General features: G+C 55.1%; 12 protein-coding genes and 1 pseudogene. 8 read left to right on the top strand and 5 right to left on the bottom strand.

Features of this window, described 5'->3' with window-relative positions; translation table 11 throughout:
- Window positions 1-186: a YnbE family lipoprotein gene (locus SPE70_RS11485; RefSeq protein ID WP_016160896.1), complete on the bottom strand. Its 186-nt coding sequence runs from the start codon at window positions 184-186 to the stop codon at window positions 1-3.
- Entirely contained in the window at window positions 183-2,822 is a 2,640-nt protein-coding gene (locus SPE70_RS11480; RefSeq protein WP_063105650.1) for a YdbH family protein, read from the bottom strand. The genes SPE70_RS11485 and SPE70_RS11480 overlap by 4 nt, the downstream gene beginning before the upstream one ends.
- Before the next feature lie 206 nt (window positions 2,823-3,028).
- Between SPE70_RS11480 and SPE70_RS11475 the strand changes: the two genes are divergently transcribed.
- From SPE70_RS11475 to hslJ, 3 genes are all read left to right on the top strand, one after another.
- Window positions 3,029-3,529: a DedA family protein gene (locus SPE70_RS11475; RefSeq protein WP_008805142.1), complete on the top strand. Its 501-nt coding sequence runs from the start codon at window positions 3,029-3,031 to the stop codon at window positions 3,527-3,529.
- Between the two features lie 147 nt (window positions 3,530-3,676).
- Complete coding sequence (locus tag SPE70_RS11470; RefSeq protein ID WP_008805143.1) at window positions 3,677-4,666, top strand: 2-hydroxyacid dehydrogenase; 990 nt, start codon at window positions 3,677-3,679, stop codon at window positions 4,664-4,666.
- Window positions 4,667-4,788: 122 nt separating this feature from the next.
- A complete protein-coding gene (gene hslJ, locus SPE70_RS11465; protein ID WP_008805144.1) occupies window positions 4,789-5,229 on the top strand; it encodes a heat shock protein HslJ in 441 nt (146 codons plus the stop codon).
- Between the two features lie 45 nt (window positions 5,230-5,274).
- Here hslJ and SPE70_RS11460 read toward each other — a convergent pair whose 3' ends face one another.
- Window positions 5,275-5,538 carry a putative hemolysin gene (locus SPE70_RS11460; RefSeq protein WP_008805145.1) on the bottom strand — a complete coding sequence of 88 codons (264 nt, stop codon included), beginning with the start codon at window positions 5,536-5,538 and terminating at the stop codon, window positions 5,275-5,277.
- Between the two features lie 362 nt (window positions 5,539-5,900).
- Between SPE70_RS11460 and nifJ the strand changes: the two genes are divergently transcribed.
- The 5 genes and pseudogenes from nifJ to SPE70_RS11435 all read left to right on the top strand — a co-directional run.
- Entirely contained in the window at window positions 5,901-9,428 is a 3,528-nt protein-coding gene (gene nifJ, locus SPE70_RS11455) for a pyruvate:ferredoxin (flavodoxin) oxidoreductase (RefSeq protein ID WP_110196357.1), read from the top strand.
- Between the two features lie 358 nt (window positions 9,429-9,786).
- On the top strand, window positions 9,787-10,911 hold the full coding sequence (ompK37, locus tag SPE70_RS11450) for a porin OmpK37 (protein ID WP_022066059.1): 1,125 nt from the start codon (window positions 9,787-9,789) through the stop codon (window positions 10,909-10,911).
- A 142-nt stretch (window positions 10,912-11,053) separates the two neighbouring features.
- Window positions 11,054-11,266 carry a KTSC domain-containing protein gene (locus SPE70_RS11445; RefSeq protein WP_008805148.1) on the top strand — a complete coding sequence of 71 codons (213 nt, stop codon included), beginning with the start codon at window positions 11,054-11,056 and terminating at the stop codon, window positions 11,264-11,266.
- An 82-nt stretch (window positions 11,267-11,348) separates the two neighbouring features.
- Window positions 11,349-11,783, top strand: coding sequence for a universal stress protein UspF (gene uspF, locus SPE70_RS11440; RefSeq protein ID WP_008805149.1), 435 nt, complete (start codon window positions 11,349-11,351; stop codon window positions 11,781-11,783).
- A gap of 631 nt (window positions 11,784-12,414) precedes the next feature.
- Window positions 12,415-12,819, top strand: a pseudogene (locus SPE70_RS11435) (SOS response-associated peptidase family protein); the annotation flags it as partial.
- A 161-nt stretch (window positions 12,820-12,980) separates the two neighbouring features.
- Here the strand turns inward: SPE70_RS11435 and SPE70_RS11430 are convergent.
- On the bottom strand, window positions 12,981-14,288 hold the full coding sequence (locus tag SPE70_RS11430) for a hypothetical protein (RefSeq protein ID WP_324726644.1): 1,308 nt from the start codon (window positions 14,286-14,288) through the stop codon (window positions 12,981-12,983).
- Window positions 14,289-14,558: 270 nt separating this feature from the next.
- Window positions 14,559-15,824: a Y-family DNA polymerase gene (locus SPE70_RS11425; RefSeq protein WP_324726643.1), complete on the bottom strand. Its 1,266-nt coding sequence runs from the start codon at window positions 15,822-15,824 to the stop codon at window positions 14,559-14,561.
- Window position 15,825 lies beyond the last annotated feature (1 nt).

Here is a 15,825-nt window from a genome sequence, read left to right as displayed (position 1 = left end):
TCAGAACAGATCGCTGCGGGATTTCAGCAGATTTTCCACATCCTTATCGACCTTGATATGGATCTCATGCTCAATTTTGACATTCATATTAATAGTGATGGGCTCTTTCGATGCCGCAATTTCGATACGCGGCGTACAGCCGGCGAGCAGCATCGGCGCCACCATGGCCACTAGCAACTTCTTCATTTAGGTTCCTTACATGTCTTACCGTCCGTACAGTGCCGCACGGGCAGCATGGCATTCTGTTCGAGCCACGCCTGTAAATTGTCGCCGAAGCGTAAACTGCGCCACAGGTCGAAAATATTCTCTTCATGAGCGTAGTTTAAATGCACGGTACTGCTTTTCCCGTCCACCCGGCTGGTACCGTTGATGGTGGCCTTAAGCGTCAATACGCCCAGATTGTCGAGGTTAATCCGCGTCCACGAGCGGGAGATCTCCATATAGCGCAGCCAGTTAATCGCCGCCCCGGCGGAGACATTGTCCGCCACCAGCGCATCGGCAGTGTCTTTATCCAGCCGCAGGGTCATCGGCCCGTCATTACGCAGCCAGCCGTCGTGGATGATCCATTGGTTGTTTTCCAGCCACAGCGGCAGCGCGCCGCTCACCGCCCCGGACATAGCGAACTGCTTCACCTTGACGGCGCTGGTGAGTTCGCTGCTGGAGATATGTTGCAGACGGATCAGCGCCGGGTCGCGCTGCGGCATGCGCAGCTGCAGCAGGGTCAGTTTTCCGCCTAACAGATCGACGCTGACGTCGCTGAGCTGCAGCGGATTGGCCTCACTCCACGGCCAGGTGCCCTGCAGGTCCGCCGTCAGATTGCGCGCGGTAACCTGGTTGACGATTTCGCCAATACGCAGGGAGACCGGACGGCGGGTGCCCAGCTGCCAGTGGCCGTCGCTGAAACGGAATGGCAGCACGAAGTCGACGCCGTTAATCTGATTGTCCGGCATCCAGGCGCTGCCGCCCTTCAGCACGCCGTGGCCGCCCGCCTCAAATCCCTGCCCGGCTGCTGCCGAAAAGGCCACCTGCGCATAGAGACTGCCTTCCCGCAGATTCATCTTCCAGTCCGGTGGCACCAGCGGCTGGAACACCGTCAGCGACTGTTTTGGCCACCACGCCTGGCCGCGCAGCCGTTCGCCATCCCAGCGCCCGGTCAGCCGCACCGGGCCAATGGTATCGGCGTGCAGGGCGCCGGTGAACTGGAACCACGTCGGGTCCCGGCCGTCGAGGGCAAATTTCAGCGTTGACGCCGGGAGATAGCTGCCGCCGGAGAAGGTGGTTTTGGCCGCGTCCAGCGACAGCGCGCCGGTCAACCGCGGGTGCTGGGCATCACGCAGCCAGCGGATCGGCTGCTCGAGCGTCAGACGCGGCGTACTGACCCGCATCGTGCCGTACTCGAGCTTATCGAAGCCGGTGGAGAGGCTGCTCAGGGTAATAGCATTGTCGCGCCACTCCCCGCTGCCCTTCACATCCCAGCGCGCCTGCATCGGGGTGAAGTGTCCCTCACCCCAGTAGCGCCATTGCCAGCGGCCGCTGTCAGGCAGAAAATCGCTCGCCTGACCGTCCAGATGCAGCGTAAAGTCGCCCATCTGCTGCTCATGGGCGCGGAGGATCGCCTGCAGGCGGCCATCGACGCCCTGCTGGGTCACTTTCACCCCAGCCAGCGGCCAGCGAATTTCATCAATATTCAGCGCATCGATCACTCGTCCGCGCGAACGCAGCAGCGCCCCGGGATGAAACGCCAGCTGCGGGCTGACCAGCGACCCGCTGAGCTGCGCCGGCAGCGCCGCGTAGAAGATCATCTCCCCCAGCTTGGCCTCGCCGGTGAGCCGCAGCGGCATGTCGCTGTTATCCATGCTTAGCTTGCCCGGACCGATATTCAGCACCGCGTTGCCTTTGCCGGCATGCCCCTCGGTGAGGACATTTAAGCGACCGCTGACGGTCATCTGCTCGGTCCCCTGCTGCCAGTTGCCCACCGACAGTGCGAGGCGCCCGCTGAGCGGGTAGTTCTGGTAGCGGGTGCGCCAGCGGCCGTCGCTGATGGTGATCCGCTCCGGGGTGATCTCCCACGGCAGGTCCAGGATCGGCTCTACCTCGCCGCGCGGCGTCACCAGCAGCTGGCCGCGATTGTGCTGCCACTCGAGCTCGGCATCGATCCATTCCGCGGTTTGTGGAAATTCAAAGGTGCCCTGCATCTGGCCGTCAACCGGCAGACCATCCGGTACCAGCGGCAGGTGGAAGGTTCCCACCAGCTTCACCGGCGGCTGATCGTCAGTCAGCCGGGCGCTGAACTGGCTGACGGTGAGGGCCTGGCCGCGCAGGCGCGCCTGCAGACTCAGTTCCTTACCGGCAAAGCCGATGTCCTGCTGCGCTGGCGTCAACGACATCACCAGCCGCCCCTGCCATTTCTCCCACGGCGACAGCCGCAGGTTATCAATCGTTAACCAACTGTAGGGCAACATCGATTGCCATTCGGCGAGGGTGCGCGGCGATCCCGGCGTGGGCTCGCTGGCCGGCAGTTTGCTCAGACAAGCGCTGTTGATGTCCAGCTGGCCAATATGCAGCCGCCAGCGGCTGGGACGCGAAAGGCGGGTATCGGTCACCCGGGCGAGTTCACAGTCGCCCACCAGATAGCGCAGGTCGGGGATCAGCAGAGCCGACCGCGTCAGACGCGGGCTCTCCTGCAACGAGATACGAGTGCCCACAGGCAGCCAGATGCCCGCCAGCGTCGGCACCCAGTGGGTCAGCGTCAACAGCAGCGTTAGCGGCAATAACACCAGCACTAACACCAGCGCGATGGCGGCTTTATATTTACCCTTCATGGGCAGTTAATATCCTGATTCAACATAAGTAAAAGCCGAATGGCGCCCATTGTGACACGTTCGACCAGTGAGTGAAAGTTTGCGACCTGTTAAAGCATAGTTGCCAGCCGGTATCGCGGCACGGCGATCGGCCGTCATCATTTAGCTTTTGTTTAAGCAGCGCCTGCCACACTCCAGCCAGACAGAAATGGCTTGCGGGAGAGACCGTGTCGTTAATTATCTCGCTCTTTGAGAGCGCACAGGGCCACTATCCATTGGTATTACTAATGGTTTTCCTGCTCACCTTCACTAAATCCTGCGCGCTGGTGTCGCTGGCGATCCCGGGCACCTCCGGCCTGCTGCTGTTGGGGACATTCGCTTCCGCCAGTCTCGGTCATTTCCTGTTAATGTGGTCCAGCGCCAGCCTCGGCGCCATCGGCGGATTCTGGCTCTCGTGGTGGTTAGGCGTTCGCTATCGTCACCGCCTCACACAGTTACGCTGGCTCACCGCCGAGCGGCTGGCCCGCAGCCGACTCTTTTTTCAGCGCCGCGGGCTGTGGGCGGTCTTTTTCAGTCGCTTCCTCTCTCCCCTGCGCGCCACCCTGCCCCTGGTCAGCGGCGCCAGCGGCCTGCCGCTGTGGTCGTTTCAGCTAGCTAACGTCAGCTCCGGTCTGCTGTGGCCGTTTCTGCTGCTCTCCCCCGGCGCTTTAAGCCTCAGTTTGTGGTGAAAAAACTTTGTCTTTCAAAGAGATTCCGCAAATCCGCGATATGCTCTAGAATTAGCATAAGCACCTGACACTTAAACTATTTTTTAATAATTGTACGATTATTTTAAATATGCTACCGTGACGTTATAATCACTGGAGAAAAGTCTTATGAAAATCGCGGTTTACAGTACGAAGCAGTACGATAAAAAGTACCTGCAGCACGTGAATGATACCTACGGCTTTGAACTGGAATTCTTCGACTTCCTGCTGACAGCGAAGACCGCCAAAACCGCCAACGGTTGCGAAGCGGTGTGTATCTTCGTCAATGACGACGGCAGCCGCCCGGTGCTGGAAGAGCTGAAGGCCCACGGCGTGAAGTATATCGCTCTGCGCTGCGCCGGATTTAACAACGTCGACCTCGAGGCGGCAAAGGAGCTTGGCCTGCGCGTGGTCCGCGTCCCGGCGTACTCGCCGGAAGCCGTCGCTGAGCATGCGATCGGTATGATGATGTCGCTCAACCGTCGCATCCACCGCGCCTATCAGCGTACCCGTGATGCCAACTTCTCCCTCGAAGGCCTCACCGGTTTCACCATGTACGGTAAAACCGCCGGGGTGATCGGCACCGGGAAAATTGGCGTGGCGATGCTGCGGATCCTCAAAGGTTTCGGCATGCGCCTGCTGGCGTTCGACCCGTACCCAAGCGCCGCCGCGCTGGAGCTGGGGGTGGAATATGTCGACCTCGCTACACTGTACAAGGAGTCGGACGTGATCTCCCTGCACTGCCCGCTGACCGACGAAAACTACCATCTGCTCAATCGCGAGGCGTTTGACCAGATGAAGGACGGGGTGATGGTGATTAACACCAGCCGCGGCGCGCTGATCGACTCCCAGGCGGCCATCGACGCCCTGAAGCACCAGAAAATTGGCGCGCTGGGGCTGGATGTTTATGAGAACGAACGCGATCTGTTCTTTGAAGACAAATCCAACGATGTGATCCAGGACGACGTTTTCCGCCGCCTCTCCGCCTGCCACAACGTGCTGTTCACCGGCCACCAGGCGTTCCTCACCGCTGAGGCGCTGATCAGCATTTCGGAGACCACCCTGGGCAACCTGCAGCAGGTCGCAAACGGCGAAACCTGCCCGAACGCCATCGTCTGATTCCTTTCCCTTTTGTGCTCCTCTCCCGGGGGGAGCACATTCAGATAATCCCCACAGATCCCCGCTGCGATACCGTTACACTGGCTTGGTTTTATTAGTAATGTGAATGTTTTGGAGTGAAAATGAACAAATTGGCGGCGCTACTGGCGGCAGGTATGCTGTTGTCCGGCTGTGTCTATAACAGTAAGGTGTCCACCGGCGCGGAACAGCTGCAGCATCATCGCTTCGTGCTGACCAGCGTCAACGGCCAGGCGGTCAACGCCGGCGACCGGCCGCTGGAGCTGAGCTTCGGCGAGAAGATGGCTATTACGGGCAAGATGTATGTTTCGGGCAATATGTGCAACGGTTTTAGCGGGGAAGGCAAGGTGTCGGACGGCGAGCTGAAGGTGAAGTCGCTGGCGATGACCCGGATGCTGTGCCACGATGCCCAGCTTAATACCCTTGACGCGACGATCGGCAAGATGTTGCGCGAAGGCGCGCAGGTCGATCTGACGGAAAACCAGTTGACGCTGGCGACCGCCGACCAGACGCTGGTCTATAAGCTCGCCGACCTGATGCATTAGCCGGCCTTGAGGTGCCGCTGACGCTGCCCCGCGATGGGGCCGCCGTTAGTAGCCGCAGCTGCCGCCCGCCAGCGCCTGCTCGCTGCAGCGTTTGCCGTTCGGCAGCGCGCACATGCCAATCGCCGAACCATCGAGCTGACGAGCCACCGATAACGAGCCGCCTATCATGGCGCAGTTGGCCTGACCGGCGTCGCTCATCGCCGCCCGCATGCCTGGCGTGACGTGCGCCGCCGTGGCCTGCTGAACGGGTTCACTACTGCACGCCGACAGCAACAGCGCCGCACAACCAACTAATATCGCAGCTCGCATTCTCTCTCCCCTCGGAAACGTCTTAAAAAAGCAAACCCCAGAATAATAGGCAGCGTGGCGGGCGGCGTCGAGGGGGGAAGTACGTATTTATGCGCCTCATTAACATTTTCTAGCAAATTTTCGCCGAAAGCTTGATCTGCTCCGGCCTGGTCGCCGGGCGCACGTGACTCGACACTCGGCAGGAAGCCATTTTCTCCGCGAACCATGCAAAATATTGATCTGGTCACGGGTGGCCGGCGCATTGAGGACACAAATGCAAAAATGGCCGCGCCAACGGTTTGCTAAACTACCCCTTATATAATTACAGGGCGCGTCGCGGTTTCACGTGTCCATTCTTTTGCGCAATGTAAGGGTGTCTTCATATGATTACGATTGATGGTAATGGCGCGGTCGCTTCCGTCGCGTTTCGCACCAGTGAAGTTATCGCCATCTACCCGATCACGCCCAGTTCAACGATGGCGGAACAGGCCGACGCCTGGGCCGGCAATGGGCTGAAAAACGTCTGGGGCGATGTTCCCCGCGTGGTCGAAATGCAGTCGGAGGCAGGCGCCATTGGCGCCGTACATGGCGCGCTGCAGACCGGCGCCCTCTCCACCTCCTTTACCTCATCGCAGGGTCTGCTGCTGATGATCCCCACGCTGTACAAACTGGCCGGCCAGCTGATGCCGTTTGTGCTGCACGTCGCCGCCCGCACCGTCGCCACCCACGCGCTATCGATCTTCGGCGATCATTCCGACGTCATGGCCGTGCGTCAGACCGGTTGCGCCATGCTGTGCGCCAGCAGCGTCCAGGAGGCGCAGGATTTTGCGCTGATCTCGCATATCGCCACCCTGCAAAGCCGGGTGCCGTTTATTCATTTCTTTGATGGTTTCCGCACCTCGCACGAAATCAACAAAATCGCCCCGCTGGCGGATGACACCATTCGCGCCCTGCTACCGCAGGATAAAATCGCCGAGCATCGCCAGCGCGCGCTCAATCCGGAACACCCGGTGATCCGCGGAACCTCGGCCAACCCCGACACTTACTTCCAGTCCCGGGAGGCCACCAATCCGTGGTACGACGCGGTCTATGACCATGTTGAGACGGCGATGAACGACTTCGCCGCCGCCACCGGCCGTCAGTACAAACCGTTTGAGTTTTACGGCCACCCGCAGGCAGAGCGCGTGATCGTCATTATGGGTTCGGCCATCGGTACCTGCGAAGAGGTGGTTGATGAACTGCTGAGCCGCGGCGAGAAAGTCGGCGTGCTGAAAGTGCGCCTCTATCGCCCATTCTCCGCCGCCCACCTGCTGGCAGCGCTGCCGGAAAGCGCCCGGGCGGTAGCGGTGCTCGATCGCACCAAAGAGCCTGGCGCGCTTGCCGAGCCGCTGTATCTCGATGTGATGACCGCCCTGGCGGAAGCCTTTAACCGCGGCGAGCGCGAGACGCTGCCGCGCACCATCGGCGGCCGCTATGGCCTCTCCTCCAAGGAGTTCGGCCCGGAATGCGTGCTGGCGGTATTTAGTGAACTGCAGTCCGCTCAGCCGAAGCCACGCTTTACCGTCGGTATCTATGATGACGTGACCAATCTGTCGCTGCCGCTGGGAGAAAATACCCTGCCAGCAGAGGCCAAGCTCGAGGCCCTGTTCTACGGTCTCGGCAGCGATGGCAGCGTGTCAGCCACCAAAAACAACATCAAAATCATCGGCAACTCGACCCCGTGGTTCTCACAGGGCTATTTTGTCTATGACTCGAAGAAAGCGGGCGGCCTCACCGTCTCGCATCTGCGCGTCAGCGAAAAACCGATTCGTTCTTCGTATCTGATTTCGCAGGCTGATTTCGTCGGCTGCCACCAGCTACAGTTTATCGATAAATACCAGATGGCCGAGCGGCTGAAGCCCGGCGGTATTTTCCTGCTTAACACGCCTTACGGCGCCGATGAGGTCTGGTCTCGCTTGCCGCAGGAAGTCCAGGCCACTCTGAATCAGAAAAAAGCGCGTTTTTACGTGGTCAACGCGGCGAAAATCGCCCGCGAGTGCAGCCTCGGCGCGCGCATTAATACCGTGATGCAGATGGCGTTCTTCCATCTCACCCGCATCCTGCCGGGCGACAGCGCGCTGGCGGAACTGCAGGCGGCGATCGCCAAAAGCTACAGCAGCAAAGGCCAGGAGCTGGTGGAACGCAACTGGCAGGCGCTGGCCCTGGCCCGGGAATCGCTGGCGGAAGTGCCGCTCCAGCCAGTGAACGCCAGCAGTCCGAACCGCCCGCCGGTCGTCTCCGACGCCGCGCCGGATTTCGTCAAAACAGTCACCGCCGCGATGCTGGCCGGCCTCGGCGATGCGCTGCCGGTCTCCGCCCTGCCGCCGGACGGCACCTGGCCCATGGGCACCACGCGCTGGGAGAAACGCAATATCGCCGAAGAGATCCCCATCTGGAAGGAAGCGCTGTGTACGCAGTGCAACCACTGCGTCGCCGCCTGCCCGCACTCGGCGATCCGCGCCAAAGTGGTCGCGCCGGAAGAGATGGAGAACGCCCCTGCCAGTCTGCACTCGCTGGACGTCAAATCCCGCGATATGCGCGGACAAAAATACGTTCTGCAGGTCGCCCCGGAAGACTGCACTGGCTGCAACCTGTGCGTTGAAGTGTGCCCGGCGAAAGATCGCCAGAACCCGGAGATCAAGGCCATCAATATGATGTCGCGCCTGGAGCATGTGGAAGAGGAGAAGGTCAATTACGATTACTTCCTCAACTTGCCGGAAATCGACCGCACAAAACTGGAGCGGATTGATATTCGCACCTCGCAGCTGATCAGCCCGCTGTTTGAATACTCCGGCGCCTGCTCCGGCTGTGGCGAAACGCCGTATATCAAACTGCTGACCCAGCTGTATGGCGATCGGATGTTGATTGCCAATGCTACCGGCTGCTCCTCCATTTACGGCGGCAACCTGCCCTCGACGCCGTATACGACCGACGCCAACGGCCGCGGCCCGGCATGGGCCAACTCGCTGTTTGAGGATAACGCTGAATTCGGGCTCGGCTTCCGCTTAACCGTCGACCAGCACCGTAAGCGCGTGATGCGCCTGCTGAGCGAATTTGCCGACAAACTGCCGGCAGAGTTGAACGCGGCGTTACATGCCGAGGCGACGCCGGAAGTACGCCGCGAACAGGTGGCGGCCCTGCGCCAGGCGCTGGCCGGCGTGGACGGCGCTGAAGAGCTGCTGACCGATGCTGACGCGCTGGTGGAGAAATCCGTCTGGCTGATCGGTGGCGACGGCTGGGCCTACGATATTGGCTTCGGCGGTCTGGATCATGTGCTGAGCCTGACGGAAAACGTCAACATTCTGGTGCTGGATACCCAGTGTTACTCCAACACCGGCGGCCAGGCGTCAAAAGCCACCCCGCTGGGGGCAGTCACCAAGTTTGGCGAACACGGTAAACGCAAGGCGCGCAAAGATCTTGGCGTCAGCATGATGATGTACGGTCATGTGTATGTGGCGCAGATTTCGCTGGGCGCGCAGCTGAACCAGACGGTGAAAGCGATTCAGGAAGCGGAAGCCTATCCGGGACCGTCGCTGATCATCGCCTACAGTCCTTGCGAAGAGCACGGCTACGATCTGGCGCTCAGCCACGATCAGATGCGTCAGCTGACCGCCACTGGATTCTGGCCGCTCTACCGCTTCGACCCGCGTCGCGCTGACGAAGGCAAACTGCCGCTGGCGCTGGATTCTCGTCCGCCGTCCGACGCGCTGGCCGAGACGCTGCTCAACGAGCAACGCTTCCGTCGCCTGAACGCCCAGCAGCCGGAGGTGGCGGAGCAGTTGTGGAAAGACGCCGCCGCCGATCTGCAGAAACGGTATGACTTCCTCGCCCAGCTGGCCGGCAAAGCGGAGAAATCACCGAGCGAAGGCTAAGGTTATTTTCCATCCTGCAGCCATAAAAAAAGCCCGAACATGTTGTTCGGGCTTGTCGTTTTACCGATAAACAAAATCATTCCGCAGAATGAGACGGCAACAATAAATAATTGGCATGACAATAAAGGCATATAACGTGCGAATAATACGTGATTACCCTGGGCATGTATAATTTTTATTTTGTATATTATCCACTGATATATTCAGCATAATTATCACCATTTCTTTGGTATTATTTATTTTAGATTTTACTTATATCGTAACAATTGAGTCTTACCATATCTCAGACCGCTCCTTTAGCATGAGTTCACTTCCTTCCCGGAAGCTAAAACATAAAAACAGTTAAAGGAATTTCTTCATGAAAAGAAAAGTACTGGCCCTCGTTATTCCGGCTTTATTAGCCGCCGGTGCCGTCCATGCGGCGGAAATTTATAATAAAGACGGAAATAAATTAGATCTCTATGGCAAGGTAGACGGTCTGCACTATTTCTCCAGCGACTCGAAAAAAGACGGCGATCAAACTTATTTGCGTTTCGGCTTTAAAGGCGAAACCCAGATCAACGATATGCTTACCGGCTATGGTCAGTGGGAATATAACGTTCAGGCCAACAACACCGAGAGCTCCAGCGATCAGGCGTGGACCCGTCTGGCATTCGCGGGTATCAAAGTCGGCGATTACGGCTCCTTCGACTACGGTCGTAACTACGGCGTGCTGTACGACGTCGAAGGCTGGACCGATATGCTGCCGGAGTTCGGCGGCGACTCCTACACCTATGCGGATAACTTTATGGCAGGCCGCGCCAACGGCGTCGCGACCTACCGCAACAGCGATTTCTTTGGCCTGGTGGAGGGTCTGAACTTTGCCCTGCAGTATCAGGGTAAAAACGAAGGTCAGAACGCGCAGGATATCAACGTCGGCACCAATAACCGCAGCAGCGACAGCGATGTTCGCTTCGACAATGGCGATGGCTTCGGTCTCTCCACCTCTTATGACTTCGGCATGGGCATCAGCGCGGCAGCGGCCTACACCTCTTCTGACCGTACCAACGATCAGATGACCCAGACCAACGCCCGCGGCGATAAAGCCGAAGCCTGGACCGCCGGCCTGAAGTACGACGCCAACGATATCTACCTGGCGACCATGTACTCAGAAACCCGCAATATGACCCCGTACGGCAATGACGGCGTGGCCAATAAAACGCAAAACTTCGAAGTCACCGCGCAGTATCAGTTCGACTTCGGCCTGCGTCCGGCCATCTCCTACCTGCAGTCCAAAGGCAAAGATCTCTATAATAACGGCCGCTACGCCGATAAAGATCTGGTCAAATATATGGACGTTGGCGCCACCTATTACTTCAACCGTAATATGTCTACCTACGTTGATTACAAAATCAACCTGCTGGATGACAACGACAGCTTCTACAAAGACAACGGTATCTCTACCGACAACATCGTCGCCCTGGGCCTGGTTTACCAGTTCTGATGCGCCAGCCCGCCGGTTCCGGCGGGCTTCTTCCTCCCGCCGTACAGTAGATAAAACAAAACAATATATCCCGCTGGTTAAAATAGCTGTCCATTTAGTGATATAGTCGTGCTCAGTCAGTGCTTGTCCGAGGACGTCCACCATGCATCATCACCCGGTAAAATCATCCCGAATTATCTCTGTCGCCTACGATGACGCCTCCGCCACACTGGAAATCTATTTTTATCACCAGCCGCCGTTGCAATATACCGGCGTGCCACCGCGCATTTTCCGCGATTTTTTACAGGTGGTGTCAAAAGGCCGATTTTATGACGGCGTGATCAAAGGGAAATTCCCCGAACGCAAGCCACGTTAATGTCAAAGTGTGACCACGGTCATGATACAAAACGTGCTCTAATGCCGTACAATGTGAGGGGATACTTAAACAGGAGGTTTTTATGAGCAGAATGATTCTTGTCCCTATCGATATCTCTGATAAAGAATTTACTGAACGCATTATCAGTCACGTTGAATCGGAAGCACGGATTGACGACGCCGAGGTCCATTTCCTCTCCGTGATCCCTTCCCTGCCCTATTATGCCTCACTGGGAATGGCTTACACCGCCGAACTGCCGGGTATGGATGAGCTGCGCGAAGGAACGGAAACGCAGCTTAAAGAGATCGCCAAACAATTTTCCATCCCGGAAGATCGGATGCATTTTCACGTCGCCGAAGGGTCGCCAAAAGATAAGATCCTCGCGCTGGCCAAGTCGCTACCCGCCGACCTGGTGATCATCGCGTCGCACCGGCCAGATATCACCACCTATCTGCTGGGCTCCAACGCCGCCGCGGTGGTCCGCCACGCCGAGTGCTCAGTCCTGGTGGTGCGTTAACGCCACAGCCCGCCGCCCGGCGGGCTTTTTATTTCCGCTTACACCGCCTCCGCCTGCCTGCCCGCAGCGGAAAGTGCCGGAAAGATGCTGACATTCCGCGCCTGAATCCGTACCATACACGCCACGGTTGTCTGTCAGACCTCATTAATTGCTACGCGCCAGCGCCACGTTGTCCAGGCTGGCAGAACGCGTGCTCTTCTGATGCCACACTATGAATTGAGCCACTATTACATGCTGCAAAACCAAGAAATCAGTAAAAAAGAAAAGTACAACATCGATAAGTTTCCCAAATAATTTCAACCCCCTGAATTTATTAATTTTATCATCTAATACAGTCAGTTATTACCCCATACGAACAACGCCAACCGACGCCAGCCTACGAATTTAATGCCCTTTTTTGCCCCTTTTTCTTATCCGATGCCCCTTCTATGCCCCTCTTTTGCGAGCAGCTTTCCAGAAAGAAAAAGTGCATGTTTACGACAATATCCTCCCATGACATCATCTCCTGCGTTAATCATGTAATTTTCGGTGCGCACCACTCTTTCATGATAACGGCCTTCCCTAGGAAAACCCATCAGTTGGCCATCACTCGCAACGTCTATACTTTTAGCCTTACTGACTGGAGGTTTCTATGTGTGGACGTTTTGCACAAGCCCAAACCCGTGAAGAGTACCTGGCTTATTTGGCTGAAGAGGCCGAGCGCGACATTGCATACGATCCTGAGCCAATTGGGCGTTACAACGTGGCACCTGGGACTAAAGTTTTGCTCCTGTGCGAACGTGAGGAGCAACTGCATCTCGATCCCGTTCACTGGGGTTACGCACCAGGGTGGTGGGATAAGCCAGCGCTCATTAACTCTCGCGTAGAAACCGCGGCGACAAGCAGAATGTTCAAGCCTCTATGGCAACACGGGAGAGCAATTTGTTTTGCAGACGACTGGTTTGAATGGAAAAAGGAAGGCGACAAGAAAGAGCCTTACTTCATCCACAGAAAAGACGGCAAGTCCATTTTTATGGCGGCGATCGGCAGCGTACCTAGAGGACACTGGCTACACAGTGTCATGCGATACTTGATACGGTTGTTCTACTCAATATTCTTTTCAAAGATAAGAGTTATCATAGATAATTTGATAACATTTAAAAGTGAACAGCTTCACACTGTTCACTTTATATTTACTGAGATATCTAAATAACTTCACTAAGTATTCGTTGGCGAATCATTTTTTTCATTAGATGCGATTTTTTCGCTAGTATTTAATACTCCTTTTGAAACATCATTTGCAGCATTTAGTGCTTGCTCAGCAATTTTTTTAATTCTATCTGAAAACCCTGGAACTACTTTTAAAGCTTCCTTAAAAGTATCTGACGTCAATAATTCATGATATGGGCTTCCATGTGTTTCAGTTTCCACTAAGCGTAGAGGTAGTTCATCTAATCTCGAAAGTGCTGATGCTAAAAGTTTAACCTCTAAATTTTTATCTATACGAGAAGCTTCACTTCTAAATCCTTCGTATGCACGGGATATTGAGGCTTTGAACGCATAGTCCTCTGAAAGACGAAACCGTTGCCCTATCTGTTTTGTAGCCAACCACGCAAACCAGACAGGCCCCCCTATAGATAATATAGATAAAAACAATCGTATTGTTATAACAGATGAAGATGGTTGAGGACTGCCAGTCGCAACCAATAGACCATGAACGTTTATTGTTCCGAAAATCGCCGCAGTTATAAGAGCTACAATTAGCCCCCCTATCCAAAACGTCATTGACTTGTTGAGAGCTGCTGAACGCTCACTAAAAGCAGCGGCCAGACCCACACTAGTTGACGCAGCATATGCGGTTTCGCAACGCTTTAGAATGTCCTCAGCATTAACTTTCATTAATATGAGCTCATTTAAAATATCATTTCCCTCTTCTTTTAAGAGCTCAATCTTACTAGCACTCATGTCGCTTTTAGAGATTGTCTCTTTAATTTTTTCGCGAGACTCAGTTAGTAATTCAAGGTCGGCTGGAAGTTGTTCTGCTGTATTGAATGCTTGCTCTATCCTTTCAACCATAGAAGATAACGATGCAGTTCTTGGTTCAACTTGTTTTAATCTTGCCTCAAGAGCTCTAAGCCCTCTCACTGCTCTTTGTAGATCTGCATTATGATTTTTATCAAATAACTTGTTGAGTTCTTCCTTAAGCTCATCTAATGTCATCAAATAGGGAGGGACACCTGCCGCCACATTCCCCCATAAATTAGGAATAGTTGAATCGGAGATAAACCTGAGCCTTTTTTTGTAGTCCATGAGGATACTTATTTTTTCATCAGGTATATCATCTTCTATACATTCAATTAGTGAAATTAAATTTCGAGCTTTATTGATTAGATCATTTTTAGTTAAGCCAGGAAATGTCCAATTAGCATGAACTATACTAAATGGATCATTAGTAGGAATGATCGTGCCTAGTTTTGATATTATACTTTCAAGTTCTACTATGAGGTCTGATAATACTTCATTCATAAATACCGCCAAATTAGCCGTTGACATGATATAATTTCACTGAAAGTGTACTGTAAACAGCTTAACTTGCCAATAAAGATTATCGACTCTCTCGTTCCAGCCCCCTTCTAAGTAGTATCAGGTTAAATAATATCCTAGGCTGTCAGGATAAGATGAACTAATGCAAGAATATAATTTAATCATATAATGTCCTACCATAGCGTAATGTTTCCTCTGATTTAAAATTTTAACAATGGGATTAAGTGAGTGCTATGCATAAGAAAATAAATTTCACCTGACATGCATTAAATCGCTGTACCTAGTCGTGTACCGTGGCGAAAGCATTTCCCGCTTCATCTGCCAGGCAGTCTGGATTCCCTGCCCCGCAAAATAGAGCGTCCCCCTGCCATCCTTTGCGTTAAGATGGTCGAGGACTTCCATTAACTTTTCGCTGTTCTGCCGCGGTGCGTTGTCGTCGAAGAGGTTGAGTTGCGCTACGCCCTGGCTGTAGAAATCTCCCAGCATTACTCCTGCTTTCTGGTAGCGATGCCCGTCTCGCCAGATTACATCGAGACATTTTGTCGCCGCGGTGATTATGTCCCTGCTGTCTTGCGTTGGGGTTAACAGCTTTACCGATGCGCTGTTACCGTAGTATGGCTCGTTAAGCGCAAAGGGGCTGGTTTTAACGAACGCTGAGATGAACCGACAATATTGATACTCGCCACGGAGTTTCTCCGCTGCACGTGAGGCGTAGCTGCAGATCGCCTGTCTCATCTCATGGTATTCAGTGATACGGCCGCCAAACGAGCGGCTGCAGACGATTTCCTGTTTTACCGGCGCGAACTCCTCAAGACCGAGACATGGCTCTCCGCGCAGCTCCCGCACGGTTCGCTCCAGAACTACATTAAAATGCTTCCGGATAAAACGGATATCGGTATCCGCCAGTTGCAGTACCGTTTTAATCCCCATGGCCTCCAGTTTTTTACTGATGCGGCGTCCGACGCCCCAGACTTCATCCACCGGAAGCAAAGCCATCAACTTCCTCTGCCTTTCCAGATTAGACAGGTCCACCACTCCTCCGGTCTGTCGCTGCCACTGTTTCGCAGCGTGATTGGCCAGCTTTGCCAGGGTTTTAGTCTGGGCTATGCCGACGCCGACCGTGAGGTGCGTCCTGCGCAGAACCGTCTCGCGAATTTCCCTGCCGAAGTCGGTAAGGTCGCGACAGTTACGAACTCCAGTCAGATCGCAAAATGCCTCATCGATACTGTAAATTTCGCAGCGCGGAGAGAGCTCTTCCAGCGTGGTCATCACACGATTGGACATATCGGCATAGAGCTCATAGTTGCTACTAAACGCGATAATGCCGTGCCGGCGAAACATGTCCTTTTGTTTGAAGTACGGCTCCCCCATTTTGACGAAGGGCTTCGCCTCAGCGGAACGAGCAATCACACACCCGTCGTTATTGGAAAGGACGACTACTGGCCGCCCTTTCAGGTCAGGACGAAACACCGTCTCACACGATGCGTAAAAGGAGTTCACATCGCAAAGCGCAAACATC

Source organism: Klebsiella sp. ZJOU C1, assembly GCF_035620215.1.
Taxonomy (GTDB): Bacteria; Pseudomonadota; Gammaproteobacteria; order Enterobacterales; family Enterobacteriaceae; genus Klebsiella; species Klebsiella variicola.
The sequence above is the reverse complement of the archived record's forward strand: the minus strand, read 5'-3'. Positions and strand labels throughout refer to the sequence as shown.